This is a genomic window from Nonomuraea sp. NPDC049758 (genome assembly GCF_040674635.1).
GTDB lineage: Bacteria > Actinomycetota > Actinomycetes > Streptosporangiales > Streptosporangiaceae > Nonomuraea.
Map to the genome: position 1 here is coordinate 329661 of NZ_JBFAMZ010000008.1, position 26181 is coordinate 355841.

23 protein-coding genes are annotated in these 26181 nt (G+C 72.3%); 6 read left to right on the forward strand and 17 right to left on the reverse strand.

What is annotated here, in order from left to right:
• Entirely contained in the window at window positions 1-813 is an 813-nt protein-coding gene (locus AB0J46_RS23400) for a class I SAM-dependent methyltransferase (RefSeq protein WP_364335300.1), read from the forward strand.
• Window positions 814-1120: 307 nt separating this feature from the next.
• Here AB0J46_RS23400 and AB0J46_RS23405 read toward each other — a convergent pair whose 3' ends face one another.
• The 3 genes from AB0J46_RS23405 to AB0J46_RS23415 are packed head-to-tail and all read right to left on the reverse strand — an operon-like array spanning window position 1121 to window position 3735.
• Window positions 1121-2305 (reverse strand): FAD-dependent oxidoreductase, encoded by a 1185-nt coding sequence (locus AB0J46_RS23405; protein ID WP_364335301.1) that lies wholly within the window; start codon window positions 2303-2305, stop codon window positions 1121-1123.
• Complete coding sequence (locus tag AB0J46_RS23410) at window positions 2302-2499, reverse strand: ferredoxin (RefSeq protein WP_364335303.1); 198 nt, start codon at window positions 2497-2499, stop codon at window positions 2302-2304. The genes AB0J46_RS23405 and AB0J46_RS23410 overlap by 4 nt, the downstream gene beginning before the upstream one ends.
• A 21-nt stretch (window positions 2500-2520) precedes the next feature.
• On the reverse strand, window positions 2521-3735 hold the full coding sequence (locus tag AB0J46_RS23415; RefSeq protein ID WP_364335305.1) for a cytochrome P450: 1215 nt from the start codon (window positions 3733-3735) through the stop codon (window positions 2521-2523).
• Between the two features lie 200 nt (window positions 3736-3935).
• Here AB0J46_RS23415 and AB0J46_RS23420 point away from each other — a divergent pair, with 200 nt between their 5' ends.
• Window positions 3936-4184 (forward strand): hypothetical protein, encoded by a 249-nt coding sequence (locus tag AB0J46_RS23420; RefSeq protein WP_364335307.1) that lies wholly within the window; start codon window positions 3936-3938, stop codon window positions 4182-4184.
• Window positions 4181-4822: a DsbA family protein gene (locus tag AB0J46_RS23425; protein WP_364335309.1), complete on the forward strand. Its 642-nt coding sequence runs from the start codon at window positions 4181-4183 to the stop codon at window positions 4820-4822. Before AB0J46_RS23420 ends, AB0J46_RS23425 begins: the two co-directional genes overlap by 4 nt.
• Before the next feature lie 22 nt (window positions 4823-4844).
• Here the strand turns inward: AB0J46_RS23425 and AB0J46_RS23430 are convergent, their stop codons facing one another.
• Window positions 4845-5354: an NUDIX domain-containing protein gene (locus AB0J46_RS23430; RefSeq protein ID WP_364335311.1), complete on the reverse strand. Its 510-nt coding sequence runs from the start codon at window positions 5352-5354 to the stop codon at window positions 4845-4847.
• A 322-nt stretch (window positions 5355-5676) separates the two neighbouring features.
• Window positions 5677-9945 carry an AAA family ATPase gene (locus AB0J46_RS23435; protein WP_364335313.1) on the reverse strand — a complete coding sequence of 1423 codons (4269 nt, stop codon included), beginning with the start codon at window positions 9943-9945 and terminating at the stop codon, window positions 5677-5679.
• 364 nt (window positions 9946-10309) lie between these two features.
• Between AB0J46_RS23435 and AB0J46_RS23440 the strand changes: the two genes are divergently transcribed.
• Window positions 10310-10435, forward strand: a complete 126-nt coding sequence (locus AB0J46_RS23440) for a hypothetical protein (RefSeq protein WP_364335315.1) — start codon at window positions 10310-10312, stop codon at window positions 10433-10435.
• A gap of 105 nt (window positions 10436-10540) precedes the next feature.
• On the opposite strand, the gene AB0J46_RS23445 is transcribed toward AB0J46_RS23440, so the two are convergent.
• Window positions 10541-11200 carry a hypothetical protein gene (locus tag AB0J46_RS23445; RefSeq protein ID WP_364335317.1) on the reverse strand — a complete coding sequence of 220 codons (660 nt, stop codon included), beginning with the start codon at window positions 11198-11200 and terminating at the stop codon, window positions 10541-10543.
• A gap of 201 nt (window positions 11201-11401) precedes the next feature.
• Here AB0J46_RS23445 and AB0J46_RS23450 point away from each other — a divergent pair, with 201 nt between their 5' ends.
• Complete coding sequence (locus tag AB0J46_RS23450) at window positions 11402-11776, forward strand: hypothetical protein (RefSeq protein WP_364335319.1); 375 nt, start codon at window positions 11402-11404, stop codon at window positions 11774-11776.
• On the opposite strand, the gene AB0J46_RS23455 is transcribed toward AB0J46_RS23450, so the two are convergent.
• Complete coding sequence (locus AB0J46_RS23455) at window positions 11751-12764, reverse strand: hemolysin family protein (RefSeq protein WP_364335321.1); 1014 nt, start codon at window positions 12762-12764, stop codon at window positions 11751-11753. The two genes, AB0J46_RS23450 and AB0J46_RS23455, sit on opposite strands and share 26 nt — an antisense overlap.
• Entirely contained in the window at window positions 12761-14107 is a 1347-nt protein-coding gene (locus tag AB0J46_RS23460) for a hemolysin family protein (RefSeq protein ID WP_364335323.1), read from the reverse strand. Before AB0J46_RS23460 ends, AB0J46_RS23455 begins: the two co-directional genes overlap by 4 nt.
• 319 nt (window positions 14108-14426) lie before the next feature.
• Here AB0J46_RS23460 and AB0J46_RS23465 point away from each other — a divergent pair, with 319 nt between their 5' ends.
• On the forward strand, window positions 14427-15245 hold the full coding sequence (locus AB0J46_RS23465; protein WP_364335325.1) for an ion transporter: 819 nt from the start codon (window positions 14427-14429) through the stop codon (window positions 15243-15245).
• Window positions 15246-15443: 198 nt separating this feature from the next.
• On the opposite strand, the gene mgtA is transcribed toward AB0J46_RS23465, so the two are convergent.
• The 9 genes from mgtA to AB0J46_RS23510 all read right to left on the reverse strand — a co-directional run bounded on the left by mgtA (window position 15444) and on the right by AB0J46_RS23510 (window position 26161).
• Window positions 15444-17912 carry a magnesium-translocating P-type ATPase gene (gene mgtA, locus AB0J46_RS23470; RefSeq protein WP_364335327.1) on the reverse strand — a complete coding sequence of 823 codons (2469 nt, stop codon included), beginning with the start codon at window positions 17910-17912 and terminating at the stop codon, window positions 15444-15446.
• Window positions 17896-18243: a metalloregulator ArsR/SmtB family transcription factor gene (locus AB0J46_RS23475; RefSeq protein ID WP_364335329.1), complete on the reverse strand. Its 348-nt coding sequence runs from the start codon at window positions 18241-18243 to the stop codon at window positions 17896-17898. The genes mgtA and AB0J46_RS23475 overlap by 17 nt, the downstream gene beginning before the upstream one ends.
• 69 nt (window positions 18244-18312) lie before the next feature.
• Complete coding sequence (locus AB0J46_RS23480) at window positions 18313-18543, reverse strand: twin-arginine translocase TatA/TatE family subunit (protein ID WP_364335331.1); 231 nt, start codon at window positions 18541-18543, stop codon at window positions 18313-18315.
• Window positions 18544-18665: 122 nt separating this feature from the next.
• Window positions 18666-19052, reverse strand: coding sequence for a metalloregulator ArsR/SmtB family transcription factor (locus AB0J46_RS23485; protein WP_364335333.1), 387 nt, complete (start codon window positions 19050-19052; stop codon window positions 18666-18668).
• A 104-nt stretch (window positions 19053-19156) separates the two neighbouring features.
• Window positions 19157-20590, reverse strand: a complete 1434-nt coding sequence (locus tag AB0J46_RS23490; protein WP_364335335.1) for an FAD-dependent oxidoreductase — start codon at window positions 20588-20590, stop codon at window positions 19157-19159.
• 27 nt (window positions 20591-20617) lie between these two features.
• Window positions 20618-20767, reverse strand: a complete 150-nt coding sequence (locus AB0J46_RS23495) for a hypothetical protein (RefSeq protein ID WP_364335337.1) — start codon at window positions 20765-20767, stop codon at window positions 20618-20620.
• 71 nt (window positions 20768-20838) lie between these two features.
• Entirely contained in the window at window positions 20839-22821 is a 1983-nt protein-coding gene (locus AB0J46_RS23500; protein WP_364335339.1) for a hypothetical protein, read from the reverse strand.
• A complete protein-coding gene (locus AB0J46_RS23505; protein ID WP_364335341.1) occupies window positions 22818-23939 on the reverse strand; it encodes a VWA domain-containing protein in 1122 nt (373 codons plus the stop codon). Before AB0J46_RS23505 ends, AB0J46_RS23500 begins: the two co-directional genes overlap by 4 nt.
• A complete protein-coding gene (locus AB0J46_RS23510) occupies window positions 23936-26161 on the reverse strand; it encodes a DUF5682 family protein (protein ID WP_364335343.1) in 2226 nt (741 codons plus the stop codon). Before AB0J46_RS23510 ends, AB0J46_RS23505 begins: the two co-directional genes overlap by 4 nt.
• Between the last annotated feature and the right edge of the window lie 20 nt (window positions 26162-26181).

Genomic DNA, 26181 nt, shown 5'->3' on the forward strand with positions numbered 1-26181 from the left:
ATGCACCGCTGGAAACCCGAGCTCGGGCTGATCCAGGAAACGCTGCTGCTCACCCTCCACGCAAGAGCCCTGGACGCCGGGCTCCCCCATCCGATCCTCGGCGACACGCTCTCCGCCGACCTGGCCGGCACCATCGACTACGACTTCGGCAGGCTGAAGGTCAAGCCCAGCCTCGTCCTCACCACGGCACTGCGCGCCAGGAAGCTCGACGACGTGGTCCGCGCCTACGTCGCCGCTCACCCCGGATGCGTGGTGCTCGACCTGGGCTGTGGCCTGGACACCAGGATGTCCCGTTGTGCTCCTCCGCCGGGCGTCGACTGGTACGACGTCGACTTCCCCGAAGTGGTGAACCTGCGAGCCGAACGCCTGCCCGGCCGTTCCCACCTGGTCGGAGCCGACCTCACCGGCTCCGGCTGGCTCTCGGCCGTCCCCGATGACCGGCCGGCGATGATCGTCGCCGAAGGGCTGCTCCCCTTCATGCCCGGCGACTCCTTCCAGACGATGACCCGCGCGCTGACCGGCCATTTCCCCGCGGGTGAGCTCGCACTCAACGGCTACACCCGCTTCGCCGCCTGGGCCATGAAGTACCACCCGACCATCAAGGCACTCGGCATCAAGGCCGCCCAGGGCTTCGACGACGCGCACGAACCCGAGTCCTGGGACGCCGGCCTCGAACTGATCGAGGAACGGATCCTCGCCCGCGCACCGGAAGTGGCCCGGTTCCCGCAACCCCTACGGGCGCTGACCCGTCTCACCGCCCGCAGCACGGCCTTGTCCCGGCAAGGGGCACGCGTTCTCCGCTACCGGTTCTGAGCCTGGGCTGACGGCACGGGGAACGTGGACCTGGCCGCCGTCCCTCAGCCGTACCCGTGTGGGCGATGTGCAGGCGTCGGTCCGTGCGCCCAGCCCCGACTCGTGACGTGGTCGATCACGCGAGCGTTGGGGGCGGAGGTTCGCCTCTTCTCGCGACGCTCGGAGAACTGCGGTCCCGGCATCGCTGGGAGGTGACCACTGACCTCCGTCGCGAGGCGCCCTGCCACATGCCGTGGTGGGCCAGACGACAACCGGCCCCATTCAGCGGGCAAGGTCCGGCGGCTCGTCATTCTCGTCCCGAATCCCTTCACTCGGTGGCCTGGCGCCACGGGGTCCGCTCGGCGACGTGTCGGCGGAGGTCGCGGGCCTGCCGGGGCAGGTTCCAGGTCATGGCGCCGATGACGCGGCCGTCCCTGCCGTACAGGCCGGCGAACCGGCCGGTGGCGGGATCCCCGGCGACGACCTGGAAGCGGGCGTCGCCGCCGGTGACGCCGTGGACCTGGATCTTCACGTCGTACTGGTCGGTCCAGAAGTAGGGCACGGGTGCGAAGGGGGCCTGGCCGCCGAGGAGCGTCCGGGCTGCGGCCGTGCCCTGTTCGGTGGCGTTCAGCCGGTGTTCGACGCGCAGGCGGCCGAAGCCGGGGTGCCGCCAGGAGGCGACGTCGCCGGCGGCGACCACGCCGGGCGCGGCCCGGCACCGATGGTCGCACCTGACGCCGTCTTCCACGTCCAGGCCGCTGCCGGTCAGCCAGCCGGTCGCCGGGACCGAGCCGACGGCGACGAGCACCAGGTCGGCCTGGACGTGCGTGCCGTCGTCCAGATCGACCCCGTTCACCTGGCCGTCGTGACCGGTCAGGCCGGTGACCAGGGTGCCGGGACGCAGGTGGACGCCGTGCCTGGTGTGCAATCCGGCCAGCAGCCGCGCCACCCGGTCGCCGAGCCGGTCGATCAACGGCGCGGGGAGCGGATCGACCAGGGTGACGTCCAGGCCGAGCTGCCGGGCGGCGGCGGCGACCTCCGTACCGAGGAAGCCCGCGCCGACGACGACCACCGACCGGGCGGCGAGCAGCCCCTCCCGCAGGGCGAGGGCGTCGTCGAGGGTGCGCAGCACGTGCACGCCGCCGAGTTCGTGCCCCGACCGCAGCCGGCGCGGGACGACGCCGGTGGCGATCACCAGCCCGTCGTAGGGCAGGACGCCGCCGTCGGACAGCGCGAGTTCGCGCGCGGCGGTGTCGAGGGCGGTGGCGGCGACGCCGAGCCGCCAGTCGGCGCCCAGCGCGGCGCGGGACTCGTGGCGGCACAGCGTCACGCGGTCGGGCGCCCACCTGCCGAGCAGGATCTGCTTGGACAGCGGCGGCCGGTCGTAGGGCTCCCGCCGCTCCGCGCCGACCAGGGTCAGCGAGCCGGTGAATCCGTCGCGGCGCAGGGCCTCGGCGGCGGACAGACCCGCCGCCGAGGCGCCCACGACCACGATCCGGGAGGGGCGGCTCACGACCCGCTCAGCGTGATCGCACGGGCCGGGCAGATCCGGGCGGCCTCGCCGACGCGCTCGCGCAGCCCGGGTTCCGGGCTGTCCCGCAGCAGGACGACGATGCCGTCCTCGTCACGCTGGTCGAACACGTCGGGACAGAGGAGGACACACTGCCCCGAGCCGGTGCAGGCGTCCTGATCCACGGTGACCTTCATGTGCTTGACTCCTTCGCTCGATCACCAGGTGACGGGCAGTTCACGGACGCCGTAGAAGACGGCCTGCTGTTTGAACGCCAGCTCCTCCAGCGGCACGGCCGCCGCCAGCGTGGGGACGCGCCGGAAGAGCGTGCCGTAGACGACCTGCAGCTCCACCCGGGCCAGCGACTGCCCCAGGCACTGGTGGGCGCCGAACCCGAAGGCGACGTGATGGCGGACCGCCCGGCGGACGTCGAGGACGCCGGGGTCCGGGAAGGCCGACGGGTCCCGGTTGGCGGTGCTCTTCACGACGACGATGCCCTCGCCCGCGCGGATCGTCGTGCCGCCGACCTGAAGGTCCTCGCGGGCGACGCGGCGGGCCTCGGTGTGGGTGATGGACAGGTAGCGCAGGAGCTCCTCGACGGCGTTGGCCACCAGCGCCGGATCGCCGTCGCGCACCGCCGCGAGCTGGTCGGGGTGCGCCAGCAGCGCGGCCGTGCCGAGCGCGATCATGTTGGCGGTGGTGTCGTGCCCGGCCACCAGGAGGAGCTGGCCCATCGTGGAGATCTCGGTCAGGGTCATCGCGCCCGTCCGGTACTGCTCCACGGCCAATCTGCTGAGGACGTCGTCGCCCGGGTCGTCGCTCTTGGCCGCCACCAGGGCCTCCAGGTAGGCGTTCAGCTCCTCGGCGGCGGCCAGGGCCCGCGCGGGGTCGCCTTCGTCCATGACGAGCTCGGCCGCCGCCCGCTGGAAGAAGGCCCGGTCCGCGTAGGGCACGCCGAGCAGTTCACAGATCACCAGGGACGGGACCGGCAGCGCGACCGCCCGCACCAGGTCGGCCGGGTTGGGACCGGCGAGCAGGTCGTCGATGAGGTCGTCCACGATCCGCTGGATCCTGGGCCGCAGCGCCTCCATCTTCCTGATCATGAAGTCGGCGGTCAGCAGGCGCCGGTGTGCGGTGTGCTCGGGGGCGTCCATCTGCATCAGCGTCTTCATCCGCGCGTCGCGTGCCTTGCTCACCGCGTTGGTGTGCGGGAAGCCGGGCTCGGCCACGTCGACGCCGGCGCGCGGATCGGCGAGCACCGCGCGGACGTCGTCGTAGCGGGTGACCAGCCAGGGGGTGGTGCCGTCCCACAGGCGCACGCGCGAGACGGGCGCTTCCGCGCTGCGGCGGGTCAGCTCCGGGGCCGGGTCGAACGGGCGGTCGGTCGCGCGGGGCATCGGGAACGTCACCGGATCCGGCAGGGCATCGGTCATGATCTCTCCTCACCTCGGTCGTGTGGTCCGCGCAGGGCCGAGGACGGCCGCCGGCGGGAACCGTCGTGGTCCGCAGCGCTCATACGTCAAGGCTGTCGTTGAACCAGCCCCGGAGACTTCCGCCCGGGAGCGCCGGAAGGGCGGTGGGAAAGCCTCAACCGGCGGTGGAACCTGGGCGCACGGGCACTCAGATCGGGATCTTGTCCAGCACGACGTCCATCGGCGGTGGTCGGGAACAGCCGCCGGCAGTACTCGCCGGCGCTCAGCACGCCGTGACCGAAGCCGGCGTGATATACAACCAGGGCGAACGCTGGCCCGCATCGACCTTTCTTGGCACCATCCCGATGGCCAAGCACCTCATCCTCAGCCTGCCCAGCCACGAACTCGACGCGTTGCCGGCGCACGTCGCCCTCTGCGAGATCGGTCCGAGAGGAAGGAAGGCATCATGACGACCACGGAAGAGCCGGAGCTCGTCGAGGTCCCGTTCTGGTTCGATCCCCTGTGCCCCTGGGCGTGGGTCACCTCGCGCTGGCTGCTGGAGGTCGAGAAGGTGCGGCCGGTGCACGCCGACTGGCGGGTCATGTCGCTGGCCCACCTGAACCTCGTCCAGCGCAAGGGCGAGGGCATGAGCGAGGACTACCGGAACCAGATGGAGAAGGCCTGGGGGCCGGTACGGGTCTGCGCGGCCGCCGCCGAGCACGCCGGCCGCGGCGTTCTCGGCCCGCTCTACACCGCGATCGGCACCCGCTTCCACAACCAGAAGCGTCGCGATGACCCCACAGTCATCACCGAAGCCCTCGCAGAGGTGGGCCTGCCCGCCGCGTTGGCGGCAGCCGCCGACAGCGACGAGTTGGATCAGCTCATCAGGGACTCCCACGATGAGGCCTTCAACGAGGTGGGGCTCGACGTCGGAACTCCCGTCCTCCGCGTCGGCGGCATGGCCCTGTTCGGCCCGGTGATCAGGCAGGCGCCACGCGGCGAAGCAGCCGGCAGGCTCTGGGACGGCCTGGTCCTGGTCGCCGGGACGGAGGACTTCTTCGAGCTCAAGCGGAGCCGGCAGCAGGGCGTCAGACCGTCCTTCGACTGAGGGACGCCGCGGCCGACGGGTTCTAGTCGCGGGCCGGCACGGCTCGCGCGATGCGCGGGCCGACGAGGCGCTCGGCCTCGCCGAGCGGGTACCAGGCCGCGTCCGTCACCTCTGACTCCTGGATCGGCCCGAGGTCCGCGTGCGTCACGAACGCGTACCCGATGTCGAGGTGATGGTGCGCCGGCTCGCCCTTCTGCGGTCGGGCCGGAACGCGGGCGTACTCGACGTAGACGGGGGTCTGCGACGCCGGCATGACCTGCGCGGGGTCGATTCCGGTCTCCTCCGCCAGTTCGCGCACCGCTGCGTCGATCAGTGAGGTGTCGGCCGGCTCCAGATGGCCGCCAGGCTGCAACCGGATCCCGTAGGCGCGCTGCTCGACGAGCAGGCCGAGGGCGATGTAGCCGGTATTGGAGTAGGCCCACTGGCCGCCGGGGGCAGAGGTGGGGGCGGGACGGTGCCGCCGTCGATGAACTGCTGGGGCGTGTAGGTGGTGATGGCCAAGCGGCGGAAGCCATTGGGGTTGTTCTCCCATGCGGCGGCGTAGTAGGCGAGGCCGCTGGCGTGGTTGAGCGGCATGCGCACGGTGATCTGCCCACCGCATGACAGCAGGCCGGGCGGGTATTCGGCGATCAGGGCGTCCACGTCGGGCCTGCGTGGCCGGCCAGTTGCAGGATGAGGGTGGCGGCGATGCCTGGCCCGCATGGCTCTGGACAGCGACGCTGACGGCTGTCTTCATCTGGCGCTGTTCACCTTGCTGCGTGGCTGGGGGTAGACGGCATGGCCCCGCCCCGCCGTGCCGCCGAGGTCGGGCACCAAGCCGATCCAGGGCGGCGCTGTGTGGCCGGATCAGGTGTCTACTTATGGCAGACGGGCCGGAAGCTCAGCTCGGGTATGTATGTGGCCCATTGATCCCGGGTGAGTGAGCGAGCGGCAACGCCGCATACGGCCGCGAGGAGATGCGAAGCATCGGGAAACCGCACATCCCATAGCTGTACGGTGTTGTCGTCGCCTGCGGTGGCCAGCGTGCGGCCGTCAGGACTGAACACCACCGACTGCACCGACTTGGCGTGGGTTTTGATGGGGGCGCCGATCGAGACTCGGGTGGCGGTGTCCCACAGTCGTGCAGTGTTGTCGTCGCCTGCGGTGGCCAGCGTGCGGCCGTCAGGACTGAAGGCCATCGACCACACTGACCCGGTGTGGGCTTTGATGGGATCGCCGACCCCGGCTCGGGTGGCGGTGTCCCACAGCCGTACGATGCCATCTCCGTCGGCGGTGGCCAGGGTGCGGCCATCAGGGCTGAACGCCAGCGACCGCACCGTCGCGATATGGGCTTTGATCGGATCGCCGATCGCGGCTCGGGTGGCGGTGTCCCACAGCTGTACGGTGGTGTGGCCCGTGGTGGCCAGGATGCGGCCATCGGGGCTGAACGCCATCAACGTCACCGACTTGGCGTGGGTTTTGACGGGGCCTCCGATCGGAGCTCGGGTGGCGGTGTCCCACAGCCGTACGGTGCTGTCGTCGCCTGCGATGGCCAGGAGGCGACCGTCAGGGCTGAACGCCATCAACGTCCCCCCCTTGGTGTCGGCTTTGACGAGGTCGCCGATCGGGGCCCGGGTTGCGGTGTCCCACAGCCGTACGGTGCTGTCGTCGCCTGTGGTGGCCAGGATGCGGCCGTCAGGACTGACCGCCACCGACTGCCCCGTCCTGGTGTGGGTTTTGATGGGGTCGCTGATCGGAGCCCGAGTGGTCGCGTTCCACAGCCGTACGGTGCCGTCTCCGCCGGCGGTGGCCAGAGTGCGGCCGTCGGCGCTGAACGCCACCGACCGCACCGACCCGATGTGGGCTTTCTCGAGGTCGCCGACCGCGGCTCGGATGGTGGTGTCCCACAGCCATATGCCGCTGTAGCCGGCGGTGACCAGGGTGCGGCCGTCGGGACTGAACGCCATCGACGACACCATCCCGGTGTGCCCCTTGATCGGGGCACCGATCGGAGCATGGGTGGTGGTGTCCCACAGCTGTACGGTGCCGTCGGCGCCCGCATAGGCCAGGATGCGGCCATCAGGACTGAACGCCACCGACCACACCCAGAGTGTGGCATCTTTCATGGGGAAGCCGATCGGGGCTTGGGTGGTGGGGTCCCACAGCCGTATGGTGCTGTCTCCGTCGGCGGTGGCCAGGGTGCGGCCGTCGGCGCTGAACGCCATCGACGACACGGACTTGGTGTGGGCTTTGATGGGGTCCCCGATCGGGGCTCGGGTGACGGTGTCCCACAGCCGTACGATGCCGTCCCCGTAGGCGGTGGCCAGGGTACGGCCGTCAGGGCTGAAGGACACCGGCCACGCCTTGGTGTGGATTTTGATGGGGTCGCCGATCGCGGCTTGGGTGGCGGTGTCCCACAGCCGTACGACGCCGTCATCGACGCCGGCGGAGGCCAGGGTACGGCCGTCAGGGCTGAAGGACACCGACCACACCCTGGTGTGGGCTTTGACGGGGTCGCCGATCGGGGCTCGGGTGACGGTGTCCCACAGCCGTACGATGCCGTCATCGACGCCGGCGGAGGCCAGGATGCGGCCATCGGGGCTGAAGGCCACCGACTGCACCCTTCCGGTGTGGGCTTTGATGGGGTCGCCGATCGGGGCTCGGGTGACGGTGTCCCACAGCCGTACAGTGCCGTCGTAACACGCGGAGGCAAGGATGCGGCCGTCAGGACTGAACGCCACATCGTCGGCCCGCACGGCCAGGCTTCCGCGGTAGGGGTGACGGAGAATGTTGAGCATGCCGGCCTGGGCCTCGGGGGTGGTGGGGCTGATCGTCCCGGCGGCGGCGGCGAGCAGCGCGGGAAGGGCGGGATCGCTGGTGAGGGTGTGGTCGGCGGCGAGGCTTTGGCTGCGTTCGGCCAGGTGGCGGGACACGGCGGCGTCGCGCTGCAGGTCGGCGGTCCGCTGGGCGCGGACCGCTACGGTGGCTGCGGCGATGGCCAGGATCAGCAGGGTGGACAGGGCGGTCAGTGCAGCCCTGCGGAGGCGGGTGGCGCGGGTGGCCTGGGCGGTGCTGGCGGCCAGGAATGCCTGGCCCGTGGCATGCGGGGTGGGAAAGGTGTCCGGTTCTTCCTGAGCGCGTTGCTGGAGTTGCAGCAGCGCGCTCAGGCGGGGTCCGCGATACAGCAGGGCTTGCTTGCCGGCGCCCGGGGGGTGGGTGGACCAGTCGTCGGCGTCTTTGTCGAGCTGGTCGAGGAGGATCTTGGCGTCCAGGTAGGGGTCGAGCCAGTCGCGCAGCCGAGGCCAGGCGGTCAGGACCACCTCGTGGGAGATCTCGGCGGAGTCGGGTTCGACCCGCACCTGCGGTTCCCTGTGCCCCTCCCGCATGTCTGGCCCGGTCTCGTCCTCGGCCGCTGGCCGGCTGGTGGTCTTGCTGAGGGCGATGAGCCGCTGGGCGGCGAAGGCTACCAGCACGTCGTCGACCGCCGCCGGATCCCCCGGGGCCAGGTGGGCGAGCTGGGCGCGGGGGACGGTCCGGCGTGCCGGTCCGCCCGGGGCCGACAGTGCGACCAATCGCGTGAACACCTTGCGTGCGATCTGCCGCTGAGCGGGGGTGAGTTGCCGGTATACGTGCTCGGCGCTGTGAGAGACCGCGCCGGTCACGCTGCCGGACCGGCCGTAGTCGCGCAGCGTCAGGTGGCGCTTGTCGCTCTCGTGGTAGGTGTTGCGCAGCGCCTGGGACAGCAGCGGCAAGGCGGCGGCCTCGTAGCGGCGGCCATGGCCGGCCGGGCGCAGGTCGGCCAGGATCGTCTCGGTCAGGCCGGGCTCGATCTCCAGGCCGGCGGCGTGGGCGGGGCCGATGATGGCACGGCGCAGCTCCGGTTCGCTCATCGCGCCGACGACGAACAGGCCGTTGCCGAGCGCGGCGGCCAGTTCCGGGTAGGCGGCCAGCCGGTCGGTGAAGTCGCCGCGGACCGCCGCGACCACCACGGCCGGCGGCGGCTGTTCAGAGGGGCCGGCGCTGGAGCTCATCGCGTGCAGAGCAGTGATGAACGCGCGGCGCTCCCTCTCCACCAAGGCCGAACCGCCGTCGTCGTCGGCGTGGGTGAACAGTTCCTCGAATTGGTCCACGACCAGCACCAGCCGGGCCCGGGCGCGGCCGTCGGCGTGCCGGTGCCGGGCTGCGGCCAGCACTGCCTGCCGTACGGTCAGCGCGCTGTCGTGCGGCCGGTCGGCCAGCTGGCGGCGGACCTCGGCCGCGTCCCGCCCGCCCAGCGCGGCCAAATGCGTGGCCAACTCGGTCAGCGCGTCGCCGCCGGGGGTGAGCACAAGCTGCGGCCAGCGCGCCGAGCCGTCGATCGCGCCCCGGGTCAGCGCCGGCAGCAGCCCGGCGCGCAGCAGCGAGGACTTGCCCGCCCCCGACACCCCGGACACCACCAGAACACCACCGCCGGCCGACCGGGCGGCCACTTCGGCGAGCAGGTCGTGGGTCAGCTGCTCGCGACCGTAGAAGATGTCGGCATCGCTGATCCGGAATGGCTCCAGCCCGCGATACGGGCAGCCGGAGCGGCCCGGCGACGGACGACCGGGCCTGCGGCTGGGCGCGCGATCGGACTGCGGCAGCCGGGCGATCATGTCGCGGATCAACGTCAGCTCGGCAAGCTGCTGCTGGGCCGTCTGGCTGCCGGCGCGTAACAGCGCTCCCTGGCTGGCCTGCTCGCCGATCAGCCGGTCGAAGCCGTCCAGGACCGAGCCGAGCAGGAAGCGCAATTCGCCGAAGTGCTCGGTCATCAGCTGCAGGGCGTGGGCGAGGCCGTCGTGGTTCTCGGCCCGCATCGCCTCCAGCACCAGACTGCCCGCGTCGACCTGCTCCAGGAGCTTGGCGATGTCCGCGCTCAACGCTGCGTCCCCCGCCGTCAGGCGGGCCTCCAACTGCTCGGCCAACTCGTCCTCGAAGGAGGTCTCGGGTCGGCCGCGGACCCGCTCCAAGGCGTTCTTGATGACATCGGTGAGTGTGTTGGCCCCGACGTTGGCCAACACTCCCAGACCCGCCTCGCCCAGTCCCGAGCCGAACTCCGCGAACGCGCCCGCACACAGCAACGCCACGACCGCCGGAGGCGTCGCGGTGCGAGCGCCGCGTGCCAACCGCGCCAAGCCTGCCCGCAGACCGGACCGTAGTCGGCGCACCTCGTCCAGCTGTCGGTCGGAACTGTTCATGGTCTGCCCCCCGCGTCACGACAGAAGCCGGCCCCGACACATGATCCCTCGTATGCGATTCCTCCACAGGCGATTCAGACCGAACAGCAGGCTCCACGTCGGCCACGGCTCCAGCACCGTCCCATGACCAGGGCACCGCACTGCTGGCTCATGACTCCGCCGCCCGCGTTGATCGGCAGTGAACGCTGGATGGACGGCGACCGGCCCGGATCAGGGCTCGCATGTCAGGGTTGCCGGCGAGGGCCCATGCCGGCGAAGACCGCCTGAAGCGCGCGGTCGCAGTAGGCTGGACATGCCCGTCCTGCGCAATCTCGCCGACCTCCGCGAGGTCTCCTGGGCCGCCTCCCTCGACGAGCCCGCCGCGACGGCCGCGCCTGCGCTGCGAGAAGCGCTCTCCACCTGGTTCGGCCCCAGCTGACCCTCCCCTCCGCGCTGCGGCCCGTCCTGGCGGGAGAGTTTGCATGGAGAGAGCCCCCGGCCCTCTCGCAGGTCGAGGGGGTCGGGGGCTCGCGGCGGTGCTCGTTCAGGCGGAGGGGGTCTGCCTCACGTAGCTGACCTCGACGTTCAGATAGGTGGCGGCGCCGTAGTCATGGCCACGGATGGCCAGGAGGTTGCAGCGCTCCAGGTGTCTGGCGGGTAGGACGACGTTGATGGCGCCCGCGGCGCAGCCGCCGCTCCTGACGGTCTGAACGAGGCGGCCGTTGAAGTAGACCCGCGCGTCGTTGTCGATCGTTCCCTGGATGCGGACCAGTCGTGCGTTGCGCGGGATGTGCACCCAGTGGCGTACCAGGATGTCGGTGTTCACCGCCCAGGACGTCTTGACGTTGGTGGAATTGTTCCAGGCGCAGGTGCCGTTGGTGGTGCCGAATCCTTCTTGCCCGCTCGCCCAGTCGCTGTCGTCGAAGTCCGGCTCGTAGAAACGCGGGGCGTTGGCCCCGGACGGCACCTGGAGATATTTCCAGTCGGTGCTGTTGTAGCCGAGTACGGTGACGACATTTTGCCGCGTTGCGGCCCGGGGGGCTGACGCCGACGCCGGAGCGGGCAGGGCCACGGTGGCCAGCAGCGAGCCGGCCGCGAGGCCGGCGGGAAGGAAACGCAGCAGTTTCTTGAACATGGCGATCTTCCTCCGTCGATTGTGCGAAATGTCGATCCTGCAGCCGCCGAAAGCGACATGTCGATCCATGTCGCAATTCTGCCGCCTAGCATCCCGGCCGGAATGGGTAAATCGAATCATAATTTGAGCACACACCGACAGGTAAGGCAATGGCAAAGAAAGGCCCACGAGAAGGGGTGAGAGCATTTATCAACAAAGAGGAATTTCCCGATATGCCGAATATGAGCGCCTACTCCGCAGACACAGCCGTCCGGTGGCACGGGCCGGTCGATGGCCGACATCGGCGTCCCGGCCGGCTGGGAGCACGAGCGCAGCCCGCCGCTGACCCGCGAACCACCGGACGCCGAGCAGGCGGCGGGGATGGCACGCGTGTTCAAGGCAGCGTGTTCGGCGTCGCCTCCGGCCAGGCTCTCGCGGGCGTGGCCGGCCCGCTCATCGGCCGCCCGGCCCAAGGTCCTGTCCGTCGATGGGGTTCAAGCGTCGGACGCGGTCATCGGGATGGGCTGCGGCGACGCCTGCCCGGTCTTCTCCAGCAAGGGCGACGAGGACTGGCAGGGCATCGACGCCGAGTCGCTGCCCGGCCGGGTCACCGTACCGAACGAACTGCGCCGAACGGTGGTCAGGCGGGCACCAGGAGGGTGGTGAGCAGGTCGTCCAGGGTGACGAGGCCGATGACCGCGCCGGCGTCGTCGCGGATCAGGGCGATCTGGCTGTGCGCGGCGCGCAGCCGGGCGACCGCGTCGGCGACCGAGGTCTCCTGAGGCAGGTCCGGCACGCGGTAGGCGAGCTGGGCGGCGGTGGTGGCGGTGCCGCGCCGGCGGGCCAGGTAGGCGTCGCGCAGGTGCACGACCCCGCTCGGCCCGGTGTCGGTCCACACGATCAGCCGGGTGAGCCCGGACCGGTTGCAGGCGTCGATGACGTCCTGGGCGGCGGCGGTGGCGGGGACGCCGATGATCTGCTCGGCCGGCGTGATCAGCGCGGCGATGCCGGACTGCGGCGCCTGCAGGGCCTGGCTGAGCACGACGTGGTCGTCCGGCTCGATCAGGCCGAGCCGGCGTGACTCCTCCACCAGGTGCCGGAGCTGGTCGGGGGTGCGCGCCTTGGTGCCCGCCTCGTCCGGGCGGACACCGAACAGCCGCAGCAGCCCGTTGGTGACGGCGTTCAGCGCGCTGATCAGCGGACGGACCAGCAGGGTGAAGCCGCGGAACGGCAGCGCGAGCAGAGTGGCCGAGCGCTCGGGGTGGGCGATGGCCCAGGACTTGGGCGCCATCTCGCCGAGCACCATGTGCAGGAACGTCACGACCGCCAGCGCGATGACGAACGCCACCGCGTGCGCGGCGGCCTGGGGCAGGCCGACGGCGTCGAAGAGCGGGACGAGGGTGCCGGCGATCAGCGGTTCGGACACCACGCCGAGCCCGAGCGAGCACAGCGTGATGCCGAGCTGCGCGCCGGCCAGCATGAGCGACAGCTCCTTGATCCCCGACAGGGCGGCGGAGGCGGCCTTGCTCCCCTGCGCGGCGGCCTTCTCCAGACGGTGCCGCTTGGCGGCGACCAGGGCGAACTCGGCGGCGACGAAGAAGCCGTTGCCGATCAGCAGCAGCAGGGTGAGCAGCAGCCCGACGGACAGGTTCATGCCTGCTCCTGCGATTCGTCGCGGTAGGGGGTCAGGCGGACGCGGTCGGGCACGTGCCGGTCCAGCGTCAGCACCTCGATGCGGGCGTGCGTGGGGGCATGGAGGTCGAGGGTGGCGGGCAGGTCGGCGGTGATGACGTCGCCGGGGACGGCGAAGCGGCCCAGCCGGTGCAGGATGAGCCCGGCCAGGGTGTCGTACTCGTCCTCGTCGGGCAGGTTCAGGTCCGTCTCCAGAGCGATCTCGTCGATGCGCAGGGCGGCGTCCAGTTCCCAGCCGTCGCCCTGGCGCACTGCCCGGGGGGTGTCGGCGTCGTTCTCGTCGGCGATCTCGCCGACCAGTTCCTCGGCGACGTCCTCCCAGGTGACCAGTCCGGCCAGGCCGCCGTGCTCGTCCACCACGCAGGCCACTTCCTCGCCGCGCGTGTGCATCTGGGCCACCAGGTCCGGCAGGTTGATCGAGAAGGGCACGATCAGCACGTCCCGGGCGAGGTCGGCGACGCGGGTGGTGGCGGCCTTCTCGACCGGGACGGCGGCCAGGTCGCCCAGGCTGACCAGGCCGATCACCTCGTCGAGGGTGGCGCCGAGCACCGGGTAGTGGGTGTGGCCGTGGGCGGCGACGATCTCGTCCAGGTCGGGCACGGTGGCCGTGCCGGTCACGGCGACCACCTCCACGCGCGGCACCATCACCTCCTCGGCGGTGTGGTCGGAGAAGGCCAGGGCCCGTTCGAGCACGTCGGCGTGGCTGCCGGGCAGGTGGCCGTGGGCCTCGGACTCGCCGATGATGTGGCCCAGCTCCTCCAGGGTGGCGCCGTGGTGCAGTTCCTCGACCGGCTCGATGCCGACGGCGCGCAGCAGTTTGTTGGCGGCGGTGTCGAACAGCTTGACGACAGGTCCGGCGATGGCCAGGTAGATCAGAGTGGAGCCGGCCAGGGCGCGGGCCAGCGGCTCCGGACGGGCCAGCGCCAGGTTCTTGGGCGCGAGCTCGCCCAGCACCATCTGGATCACGGTGGCCAGCGCGAACCCGATGCCGAGCGCGATGCCGCCGATCGCCGCCTGCGGCACCCCGGCCGCCTCCAGCGCGGGGGCGATCAGCTCGGCCAGCGCGGGCCTGGCGATGAAACCCACGATCAGCGCGGTGACGGTGATGCCGAGCTGTGCGCCGGACAACATGAACGACAGCCGTTCCATCACCTTGACCGCCTTGGCAGCCTTCTTGTCACCGGCGGCGGCCTGCTGGGACAGGGCGAGCCGGTCGGCGCTGACGTAGGCGAACTCCTGGGCGACGAAGTAGCCGGTGGCGAGGGTGAGCAGGACGATGGCCACCAGGCCGAGGGCGACACTCATCGCGGCTGTGCACCCCGCAGACGAAGGCCGTACCTGAGGCTGGGGCTACTGCTCGGGTCCGCTGACACGGACACCACCACCGATCCTTCCCGTTTCGGGTTCTTCGCCGCAGCGCGTCGGCTGCGGCTTCCTGGTCCGGACGTTACCGACCCCGGACAGGCCGGTCCTGACCGGGGCGTCTTCTCCCAGGTCAACGCATATGGGTGAGCGTAGGTGCCGGATGTGATCCGCGTCTCGGTCAGGTTCGGTGGCAAGGGGAGCCTCTCGTCGCCTCTACCATGATCAGCGATTTGTGATCTTCACGGTGAGGAGCGATCCAGTGTCGTCCGGGCAAGAACGCGTGCGGGCCGTGCTCGAACACCGGCTCACCCAGCGGGCCGTCATCGGCGTCATCGTGCTCAACGCGGCCACGATCGGCTGCGAGACCAGCGCCTACCTGATGGACCGGGCGGGCGGTTTCCTGCACGCCGTCGACCGGATCGCGCTGGCCGTCTTCACGGTGGAGATCGCCGCCCGGCTGTTCGCCTACCGCCGCGCGTTCTTCGCCGACCCGTGGAACTGGTTCGACACGGTCATCGTGGCGATCGCGCTCGTCCCGGCTTCCGGCCCGGCCTCGGTGCTGCGCGCGCTGCGCATCCTGAGGGCGCTGCGCCTGGTCTCGGCGGTGCCCAGCATGCGCCGCGTGGTCAGCGCGTTGTTGTCGGCGGTGCCCGGGATGGCCTCCATCATCGGCCTGCTCGTGCTGATGATCTACATCGCCGGGGTGATCGCGACCAAGCTGTTCGGCGAGATCATGCCCGAACGGTTCGACGAGCTCCCCCGCTCGCTGTTCACCCTGTTCCAGATCATGACCGGCGACGACTGGGGCAACGTCGCCCAGGCGGTCATGGAGCACAAGCCGTGGGCGTGGGTTTTCTTCATCGCCTACATCCTGATGTCCACCTTCGTGGCGCTGAACCTGTTCATCGCGGTGGTGGTCAACGCCATGAACGACGCCGAGCCGTCCCCGGCCGAAGCGCGGACCCAGGCCGAGCTGGCGGAGGTGAGGCAGCAGCTGGCGGCGGTGAACGCCAAACTCGACCAGCTGCTGCTGTCGCGCGAGGCGGTCACGACCGACGGCCGCGCCGACGCGAACTGACCAGGCGTCTGTGGCGATCGAAGGAGGCGACGAGCCCGCCTGACGGAACACGGCTCAGTCGACCCAGGCCCACAGGCAGAGGTCGAGCATGCACACCAGCGCCCACATGACGAGTGCGGCGACTCGTTGATGCTCCCCTGCGCGCATGTGTTCGCCCCAGCGGTTCGACGGCCATGACAGTTGCTACATTGCGCAACTCTACAACCTTCTGCGGCGGTTGAGGACGGCCAGCGCCCCGCCGTACAGAACGGCCACGAGCACCAGCCACAGACAGCTCGTGACGGGCAGGGCGGTCAGGCCGACCGGACCGGCCAGCGGCGAGAGCGGCAGCAGTAACCCGATCGCCGCGAGCGAGCCCGTGGCCAGCCACAACGGCGGGGAGACCGGGGCGACGGGCCGCAGGAGCAGCATGATGACGGCCTGGGTGAGCAGGTTCTCGATGAACCAGCCCGTGTGGAAGGAGCGTTCGTCACCCGCGCCGACGACCTGGGTCAGGACGGTGAAGGTGGCCAGGTCCGCGACGGCGTTGAGCGCCCCGAAACGGGCGATGAACCCGAGGATGCCACGCGGGCGCAGCCCGAACGGCCCCCGCAGCACGGCCGGCGCGGCCCGGTCGAAGGCGAAGGCGAGCTGGGCGACGTCGAAGCAGACGTTCTGCAGGAGCACCTGGACCGGCAACATCGGCAGGAACGGCAGCGCCAGCCCGGCCGCCAGCATCGCGATCACGTTCCCGAGGTTGGACGACAGCGCGATGCGCAGATAGGTGACGATGTTGCCGGTGCTGCGCCGTCCGGTGACGATCGCCTGGTCGATCGCCGACAGGTCTTTGCCGGCCAGCACGACGTCGGCGGCCTCGCGGGTGACGTCCACGGCGGTGCGCGGGCAGATGCCGACGTCGGCGGCGCGCATGGCGGGCGAGTCGTTGACGCCGTCGCCGAGGAAGCCGACCGTGTGCCCGGCCTCGCGCAGCGCGCGGACGACGCGGGCCTTGTCGTCCGGGGTGCAGCGGGCGATCACCGTGGCCCGTTCGGCGGACGCGGCGGTGAGGTCGGCCGCCTCGATCACCGCCCCCACGTCGAGACCCAGCTCCCGGCACGTACGGGCGGCGGTGGCCGGGTGGTCGCCGGTCAGCACCTTCAGGGTGATGCCTCTGCGGGCCAGCAGCGCCAGCGCGGCGGCGGCGTCCGGCGACGGCTCGTCGACGAGGGTGAGGAAGCCGGCGAGCGTCAGCCCGCCTTCTGCGCCGGGACCGCCGGAGGAACGGTCGGCCACGGCGACCGCGAGCACCCGCGCACCGGCCTCGGCCAGGGCTCGGGCGACCTCGCCGGCCCGCAGCCGCTCGCCCGGCCCCAGCGCGCACCGGTCGAGCACCGCCTCCACGGCGCCCTTGACCACGACGACGTCCGCGCCGCCGTCGCGGACCACCGCGCGGGACAGGCGCTGGGCGGGATCGAAGGGGGTGGCCTCCAGCCCCTCGGTGTCGCCCAGGTCGGGCGCGCACTCCAGGATCGCCTCGTCGAGCGGGTCGGGGATCGGCGGATCGGTCAGGTGCAGTGTCCAGAAGCTGTTGACGGCCGCCCAGCGCAGCACCTCGGGATCCGGCTTGCCGTCAGGGCCGACGGACCCGCTGAGCACGGGCCGGTCGCGGGTCAGGGTGCCGGTCTTGTCCATGCACAGGACGTCGATCGCCCCCACGTCGTGCAGCGCGGGCAGCCGCTTGACGATCACGCCCTGGCGGGCCAGCAGCGCCGCTCCCCGGGCGAGCGCGGTGGTCACCACGACCGGCAGCATCTCGGGCGTGAGTCCCACCGCCACCGCCACCGCGAACGGCAGCGCCTCCAGTCCCCTGTCGCGCAGGACGGCGCCGGCCACCAGCGCCACGGGCGGGACGACCAGCATGAGCCGGACCAGGATCCAGGAGATGCCGTTCACCGACTGGTCGAAGGCCGAACGCCCGCGCGCCGGAGCGTGGTGGGCTCCGGCGAACAGGGTGCCGCCGCCGGTGGCCGTCACCACCGCGAGCGCGCTGCCGGAGGCCACGCTGCTGCCCTGCCAGCACAGGTGGTCGTCGCCCTCGGGCAGGTCGCGCGCCCGCTTGGGCACGGGCGCCGACTCTCCGGTCAGCGGCGCCTGATGGACGGTCAGGCCGGCGGCCCGCAGCAGCCGCACGTCGGCGGGGACCAGGTCGCCGGGCCCCAGCTTGATCACGTCACCGGGGACGAGCTGGTCGACGGGGATCTCCCGCTCCCGCGGCTCGCCTCCCTCGTGGGCGCGCCGTCGCACGGTGGCCGTGGTGGCCACGAGCTCGCGCAGGGCCGCGGTCGAGCGGTCGGCCCGGAACTCCCCGTTGGAGCGCAGCAGGCAACTCGCCAGGACCAGCAGGACGATGACGCCCGCCGTGCCCCAGGAGGTGATCGCGGCGGCGACCAGGCCCAGCGCGAGCAGCGTCATGGTGAACGGGTCACGCAGGCTGCGGGCCAGGCGGCGCGGCCAGGACACCGGACGCTGGGCGGGGATCGTGTTCTCGCCGTGCTCCAGCAGGCGGGCCTCGGCCTGTTCCTCCGTCAGGCCGCGTGGCCCGGTGTCCAGCAGGCGCAGGGTCTGGAGCTGGCTGAGCGGGGCCGGACCGGAGCCGGGCGTGGTCGGCGCGTCAGGCGCCCAGACCATGGACGCGTCCTCCGGAGGTGCCGGCCCGTTGCGAGAGCCGTCCGACGAGCCCGCGCACGGTGGCCACGACGTCCTCGTCGTCGATCAGGTAGACGACCCTGCGGCCCTCTCGGCGGGAGCGGACCAGGCCGGCCAGCTTCAGCTTGGCCAGGTGCTGGCTGATCGCGGGCAGCGCGCCACCCACCCGCTCGGCCAGCCCGGACACGTCGCACTCGCCCTGCGCCAGCGCCCACACGATGTGCAGCCTGGGCGGCGAGGCCAGCAGCGCGAAGGCGGCCGCGGCCTCGGCCAGCACTTCGGCGGGCGGATCAGGGGTCTTTGCGCCGGCCACCTTCACTCCTTTTTCGGGCAGGTGCCAAGTCTAGGCGCGCGGCGCGGCGGCTCCCGAGCGTCGCACCTGTCACCGGCCGTCCTGCCGCGCGCCGGCCCGCAACCTGGCCGCCTGCTCCTCCAGACGCCGGGCCTGCTCCTCCAGCGAGGGGGCCGGCTCGTCCGTCCTGGTGGTCTCGGCCTTGAAGATCCGCAACGAACGGCCGACGGCGCGGGCCGTGTCGGGCAGCCGCTTGGCGCCGAACAGGAACATGAAGACGAGGGCGATGATCAGGATCTCCGCCCAACCGAGGTCGGCCATGGTGTCGTCCTTACTGAGCAGGCGTTTCGTCAGCTTCAGACTGCATTAAAGTTGCTCAGATGCGCAAGTCAGACATTGTCCCGTAAGGGCTCCGGACGCTTGACCGAACGCAGCCGTGCCGGTCATACGGTGAGGAGTTCCACGTCCACCGGCCCGTTCTGCGCCTTGGCGGGGGCGGCGAGCGGCGTGAACAGCGCGCCCAGCCTGTTCACCGTCTCGGGGATGATCCGGTAGTAGACCCAGGTGCCGCGGCGTTCGCCGTCGATCAGGCCGGCGGTGCGCAGCACCTTCAGGTGGTGGGAGATGGTGGGGGCGGTCAGGTCGAAGACGCCGGTCAGGTCGCACACGCACGCCTCGCCACCGGGGTGGGAGCCGATCAGCGACAGCAGGCGCAGCCGTACCGGGTCGGCGACGGCCTTGAGCAGGATGGCCAGGTCGGCGGCGTCGGCCTCGCCGAGCGGCTCGCGGGCGATCGGCGCACAGCACTGGGCGGTGGCGGGGGCGGCCATGGCGTGACTCCTTAATTCGAGGCCGGTCTAAATCATAGGCGGTGGCAGGCGACCGGCGCGAACGCGGAGATGGCACACGCCACGGCCGTGGCGCGGCGTCCCTCTCAGCCGCAGCAGCCGCCGCCGGACTCGGCGCCGGCCGGGGCACTGACGGCGGCACTGACGGTCGCGAGCGGGAGCGGGGCCGACAGAAGGCCGCCGCCGACGCCCGTGGCCAGGCCGGCCCGCCGCTCCTCGTCCTCGGCCAGGCCGGACGAGCACACCCCGGTCTCGGGCAGGTCGAGCCGCACGTCGCGGGCGGCCTGCCAGTCGCCGGCCAGCGCCGCGACGACGGAGCGGGCCTGCTCGTACCCGGTGGCGAGCAGGAAGGTGGGGGCGCGGCCGTAGCTCTTGACGCCGATGGCGTAGTAGCCGGGCTCGGGGTGGGCCAGCTCGTCCACGCCGTGGGGCGGGACGGTGCCGCAGGAGTGCTGGTTGGGGTCGATGAGCGGAGCCAGGGCACGGGTGGAGCCGAGCACCGGGTCCAGGTCGAGGCGTAGTTCCGTGGCGATGGAGTGGTCGGGGCGGTAGCCGGTCGCACTGACGATCCGGTCCACGGTGATCGACTGCTCGGCGCCGGAGGGGGCACGGCTGGTCACTTCGACGCCGTCGCCGGTGGCGCGTACCTGGTGGGTGAAGAAGCCGGTCAGCAACGCGATGCGCCCGGAGGCGACGTGGGCGCGCAGGCGGGTCCCGAGCGCGCCGCGGGCCGGGAGGGCGTCGGCGTCGCCGCCGCCGTAGGCGCGGCCGGCGTCGCCCGCGCGGATGGCCCAGGTGATCGGGGTGTCGTCCAGCTGGGCCAGGGCGAGCAGCGTGGTGGCGGCCGAGTGGCCCGCGCCGACGACCAGGACGCGCCGGCCCTCGTAGCGGTCGCGGTCGGCGCCGAGGACGTCGGGCAGGGCCTGGTCGACGGGCACGTCGTTCTCGCCGTGGGCGGGCAGGCCGGCGGCGCCCAGCACGTTCGGGGTGGTCCAGGTGCCGGAGGCGTCGATGATCGCGCCTGCCTGCAGTTCGCCGCCGTCGGCCAGGCGGATCAGGAAGGGGACCTGCTCGCGGCCCGCCGTGCGTACCCGGTCGTGGCCGAGGCGGCTGATGGCGGTCACTCGTGCGTTCGTGCGTACCCGGTCGCCGAGCAGCCCGGCCAGCGGGGCGAGGTAGCCGGCGACGATCTCGGCGCCGGTCGGCAGCCGTTCGGGGTCGGGCGCGGTCCAGCCGTCGGCCTCCAGCAGGCGACGGGCGGCGGCGTCGATGTCGTACTTCCAGGGGCTGAACACCCGTACGTGCCCCCATTGCGCGATCGACGCGGCGACCTGATCGCCGGCCTCCAGCACCAGGAAGTCGATGCCGCGCTCGGTCAGGTGCGCGGCGGCGGCCAGGCCGACGGGGCCCGCGCCGATCACGACCACGGGCAGGTCGTCCCGCCACGCCGAGGTGGCCCGCCGAGGGGCCGTGAGCTGCTCGATCGCGATCGTGGCAGGGCCGCAGCAACTGTCGCTCATGACTGTTTCTCCAGGTGGCGAGAGGGATCAGCGGAAGGTCGGGAACGTGACGTAGAGGCGGGCGCGCTCGATGGCGGCATCGGCGCGGCAGTCGAGGTCGCACACCCGGGAGGTGGCCTTGTCGACGGTGAAGCCGGCCCGCTCGACGGACGGGCGGCGGCTGAACAGAGCGCGCATCACGCACCCTCCTGAATAGAAGTTCATCTAAGCAGGAGTCATCATGTGCCACTGTTTCGACAGAAGTCAAATCAATCGGGTCGGGTCAGTTCCAGGGCCACCTCCAGGCGGAGGTAGGCGTCGACCCAGGTCTGCTCGGCCGCCTCGCCCGAGTCCTGGGACCGCGCCGCCGCGAACGCCGTGACGGCCTGTGCGATGCGGTGGAGTCCGAGCGTGGTCAGCCGCCGCGCGGCGATGCCGAGGCGGGCGTCGTAGGTCGGCGGCAGGTGGGACAGGCCGTGGTGGGCCGCTTCCGCGAGCAGCCCTCGGGTGTCGATCAGCACGGCGGTCAGCGGGTCGTGCCGGACGTCCTCGGCGGCCGCGAGCCGGCCGCCGCCTCCGGCGGGTTGCAGGTCAGGCACGACGACCCGGCCGCCGGCGGCCAGGCCGATGGGGTCGATGACGACGCCGCCCGCGGTACGGCCGGCCACTCCGCTGACAAAACGCAGCTCGCCTTCCTCCCCGGCGAGCACGGCGGCCAGCGAGTCGAGGCGGCCGGGGGCGGCGCCGGTGTGGGTGGCGGTGACGGTGGCGAGGTTGCCCGCCTGGTCGGCGATGAGGGCGTCGAGGCGCTGGTCGCCGGGGGCATAGGTCATGGCCACCACCTGGGAGACGGCGACGACGCGGACCAGCTCCGCCTCGACGCGCGGGCGGACGGGCCGGAGCGTGAGGGCGTCGAGCTCGCGGCCGAGCGCGGTGAGGTCCGTCACCACCAGGGACGGCGAGAGCTCACCCCAGTCGCCCCGCGACGGGCTGACCGTCGTCCTGGCGACCCGCCCGGTGGCCAGCCGCACGGTACGGCTGGCGCTGCGGACGGCGGATTCCGTGACGAGGTTGCCGGTGGCCAAGGCGGCCAGCGTGGAGCCGGCGACGCGTCGCCGTGCCAGGGCGGCGCCGTCGCCGTCGCCTCCGTCCCATTCGCCGTCCCATTCGCGGCGGAGTACCAGGACCATCGCGCTGTCGCCGTGGGCCAGGTAGATCTCGGCGATCCGCCGATCGCCGAGGCTGCGGATCCGGCAGCCCAGGCTCTCCAGCCGGGCCCGGCGCAGCGGGGTCTCGGCGGCCTCGGCGGTGCCCAGCACGCTGCTGCGGAGGGTGGCGTCGGGGCGGGTCACGGCCCGGTGCCGGGCGTGGAGCTCGGCGAGGTGGCTCGCGAGCAGCTCGGGACGGTAGTGGGCGCCGCGGTCGCGGTAGGCGGCCAGCTGCTCGGCGAGGTCGCCGACGGCCAGCAGCGGCCAGCGCGATCCGGCGGCGTCCAGATGGCGCTGTACGTCGGCGATGGTGGCCGCCAGTCCCTGGCCGAGGTGCGCCGCGCCTTCGCGCAGGACCGTGCCGGCCAGCCCCAGGGCCCGCTCCAGCCCGGATCCGGTGCCGGTCCCGGCTTCGCCGCCGACGTCGACCCGGGCCTCCGGCGTCCCGGGATGCAGTTCGTCGGCCACCCGGAACGCCCACACGGCGAGGGCGATGACGTCGTCGCGGCTGCCCGCGACGGCGTCGGTGTGCACGAAGCCGAGGTCGCCGGGGATCAGGAAACGCACGGTCGCGGTGGCGAGCTCGACCTGCGGCGCGGGATCGGCAGCGGTGGCGCGGCGCACGCGGGCGGTGTATCCGGCCCTTTCGGTACGGCGGGCGGCGGCCATCAGACGGGCGCCGATCCTGGCGGTCAGCTCGTCGTCGCTCACCTGCCCCGGCGACCAGGCGAGGGGTTCCTGATCAGGGCCCTCACCCTGCGGATGTTCGACGGTCTCGACGGTCGTGGCGTGCTGGTGCTGGTACGCCAGCACCACCCCGACGACATGCCGGCAGACCCCGGTGGCGCCGCACGTGCAGCGGGCCGCGTCGAGGCCGCCGGGTGGCAGGCTCGCGGTCGGTCCGCCCGCGAAGTCGCCGTGCACGGTCCCGTCGGCGTCGGTACGCAGGTCCGGCGCGGCTTCCTTGCCCGCCCGCTTGACCAGGCCGCGGTTGGTGAGCGCGGCGAGGGAGTCGGTGGTGAGCCCGAGCAGATCCGTTCTCATCGGCCCACGTGCTCCGCGACGAAGGACGCCAGCTCGCCGGGGGTCATCGCGCCCACGTACGCCCCGGCGTCGGCCAGGCGTTGCGCGAGTTCCCGGTCGTAGTCGGGGTTGGCCTGCTCGTCGAGGGCGGCCAGGCCGAGGACCTTGCTGCCCTGCTCGACCAGGTCACGCACGATGCGTACCAGCCGGTGACGATCGCCGCCCTCGTAGAAGTCGGAGATCAGCACGACGACGGCCCGCCGCGGCCGGTCCACGAGCCCGGCGCCGTACGCGGCCGCGCGGGCGATGTCGGTGCCGCCGCCGAGCTGGACCTTCATGAGCAGTTCCACGGGATCGTCCACGTCGGAGGTCAGGTCCACCACGTCGGTGTCGAAGGCGACCAGATGGGTGCGCACGCCGGGCAGGCCCCACAGGCAGGCCGCGGTGACCGCCGAGTGGATCACCGAGTCGGTCATCGAGCCGGACTGGTCGACCAGCAGGATCACCTGCCACTGTTCGAGGTGGCGGCGGGTGCGGGAGAAGAACAGCGGGGTCTCGATCACGACCTTGCCGGTGTCGGGCTGGTAGCGGCCGAGGTTGGCGCGCAGGGTCCGGACCATGTCGAAGTTGCGGGCCTGCCGCAGCCGGCCCGGCCGCCGCGCTCTCGTGCCCGAGAAGGCGCTGCGCACCTCGGTGGCGAGCTTGTCCATGAGCTGCCGCACGACCTGCTCCACGATGCGCCTGGCCAGCCGCAACACCTGCGGGTTCATCAGGTGTTTGGTGTGCAGGACCGCCTTGAGCAGCGCGGGGTTGGGCTCGATGCGGGCGAGCACGTCGGGGTCGGTGACGAGGTCGTGGATCTCGTAGCGTTCGACGGCGTCGCGTTGCAGGCGTTCGACGGTCTCCTTGGGGAACAGGCGGGTGATGTCGTCGAGCCAGTCGAAGGTGGTCAGGTTCGACGGGCCGCTTCCGGCCTGCCGCCGTACGCCGCGCCTGCGCAGGTCCTCGTCGCGGCCGTACAGCCAGTCCATGGCGGCGTCGCGGCCGGCGGCCGCCTCGTCGAGCTGCCCGCCGCCGAGGCAGGCGCCGCCGGCCTCGCCGAGCAGCAGCCGCCACCGTACGAGGGTGGGGTCGGTCATGGCGTGATCAGTCCCTCCCGGCGCAGTGCCGCATCGACTCGTTCGTCCAGTGCCATGCCTGCGGCCACCAGTTCCGGCGCCGCCTCCAGCCGCATCAGGTCCCACGCGGACGCGCCCGCGCCGGAGCGCAGTTCGACCAGGCGGGTGGCGATGAGGTGCCGCTCGCGCGGCGGGAAGTAGCCGAACGCCTGCCGCAGCGCCGGCAGGGCCACCAGGAAGTCGTGGTCGCTCATCGCCGCGACCAGCTCGTCGAGCAGCTCCAGCATGCCGCCGGTGTGCAGGACCTCCTCGCGGACCAGCGCGAACAGCCCGGCCAGCCAGTCGCCGGCCGACGCGGGGACGAACGCGCCGCGTACCGCCCGGGCGGGGTCGGCGGCGGCGGTGCCGCGCAGTGACCAGCCCAGCCCGAGCGCCGCTCCACGCAGGTCGGGCGGCGCGTCCTGGCAGGCGGCGACGCGGTCGGCGACGCCCAGCGCCGCGTCCAGGTCCAGGCCCAGCGGCGGCCCGGCGTGCCTGAGCGCGTCGCGTACGGCGGCCATGGCGCCGATGCGCTGCGGATCGGCGGGTACGGGCCCGCCGCGCACGCCCTCGGCCAGCCACAACACCCGGAGGGTGGCGGCCCGGACCACGGTGCCCAAGGTGGTGCTGCCGCTGGTGGCGAACAGGTCGTCGTGGCGCCACATCGCCAGGGCGACGGTGAGCGTGCGGCCCAGCGAGCCCAGGTCGGCCGCCGCGGCGATCGCCCGCGCGAGGTCGTCGAGCACCTGCCCCGCCAGCTCGCCGACGCCGCACAGCGCGGCGTCGAACAGCACGTCGGCCAGCCGGTCCAGGTCGGCGCCCCTGATCCGCTCGGCGAGCACGGAGGCCGCCGCCTCCTGCGGGTCCACGCCGTACCCGCCTGCCTCGATCAGGGCGGGCAGGCGGTCGTCGGTCTCGGTCAGGGTCCACTGTTCGACCAGCTCGGCGCCGCCCGCGGGGCGGGGTCCCGAGGTGCGGACCACGCCCGGGATGCCCAGGACGCGCAGCCTGTGCAGGAAGCGGCTGCGCGCGCGGCCGGCTTGCCCGCCGAGGTCGAGCCGTTCGTCGCCGGGGCCGCCCAGCTCGGCGAGCACCGCGTGGACCAGCGTCGGCAGCGGGGTCGAGGGGTGCAGGCGGCCTGTCCGGTCACCGCTGAGCGCCGCGATCATCTCCACGACGACCGGGTGGTGGCCCTCCTGGAGGGGCCCGCGGGACGCCCAGGGCAGCGGGGTCTCGATCGCCTCGCCGACCAGCGCGGTGGCCAGGCCGTCGAGCACGTCGACGCGGGCCGGATGCGGGTGGCCGCGCAGCAGCGCGATCCCGTCGGCGGTGGCGCGCGCGGCGATCAGATCGGCGGTGGAGACCTGCCGGCGCCGGGCGCGCAGCCGGGCCGTCACCGCCTCGACGAGCCTGCGGGCGGCTCCGTCGGGACCGTGCTCCCACAGGTCCTGGTAGTAGCCGGGCGACGGCATGCCCGACTGGTAGCCGTCGAAGGCGTCCAGCCGGCGGAACGAGTACGGCACCAGGTAGCTGCCGACCGCCGCCCCCTCGGGCGGTTGCGGCACCTCCGGCCAGCTCCGGTCGCCCTGCTCGGCCAGCCGGATCAGGGCGGGACGGTGGAAGCCGCCGGTGACCACGACCACCGGCCGCTCGCCCGCCTCGCCGGCGGCCGCCCGGATCCACTGCGCCATGTACGCCTCGCGGGCCGTGTCGCCAGGATCGGCCCCGGTGTCGCCGCGTACGAGGTCGAAGTAGGTGGCCAGCCGTTCGGCCAGCCCGTCGGCCGGTTCGATCTCGAACAGGTGGTCCCACAACGCGTCCATGTTGTCCACGGCGAAGGCGCGGCAGAGCCGCCGGGTCGCCTCGGCGTAGCGGGCCTCGGCGTCGGCGTACCGGTTGCTGACGTCGGCCAGCGCGGGATGCCAGGCGGGCAGGTCGATGAAGCGCAGCTCGGCGCCGGCCGCGCGGCCCGCGGTCAGCGCCGCCCACTCCGGGGAGTAGTCGCACAGCGGCGTCCATGAACCGTGGCGCCGCTCATGGTCGCGGTAGCCGGTGTGGACGGCGATCGGCAGCTCGTGGCCGAGCAGGAGCTCGTCCATCCGGTCGTTCATCTCCGCCGGTCCTTCGACCAGCACGTACGCGGGACGTACGGAACGGATGGTGTCGGCGACCAGCCGGGCGCAGGCGGGACTGTGGTGCCGCACGCCGAGGAAGATGACCGCCA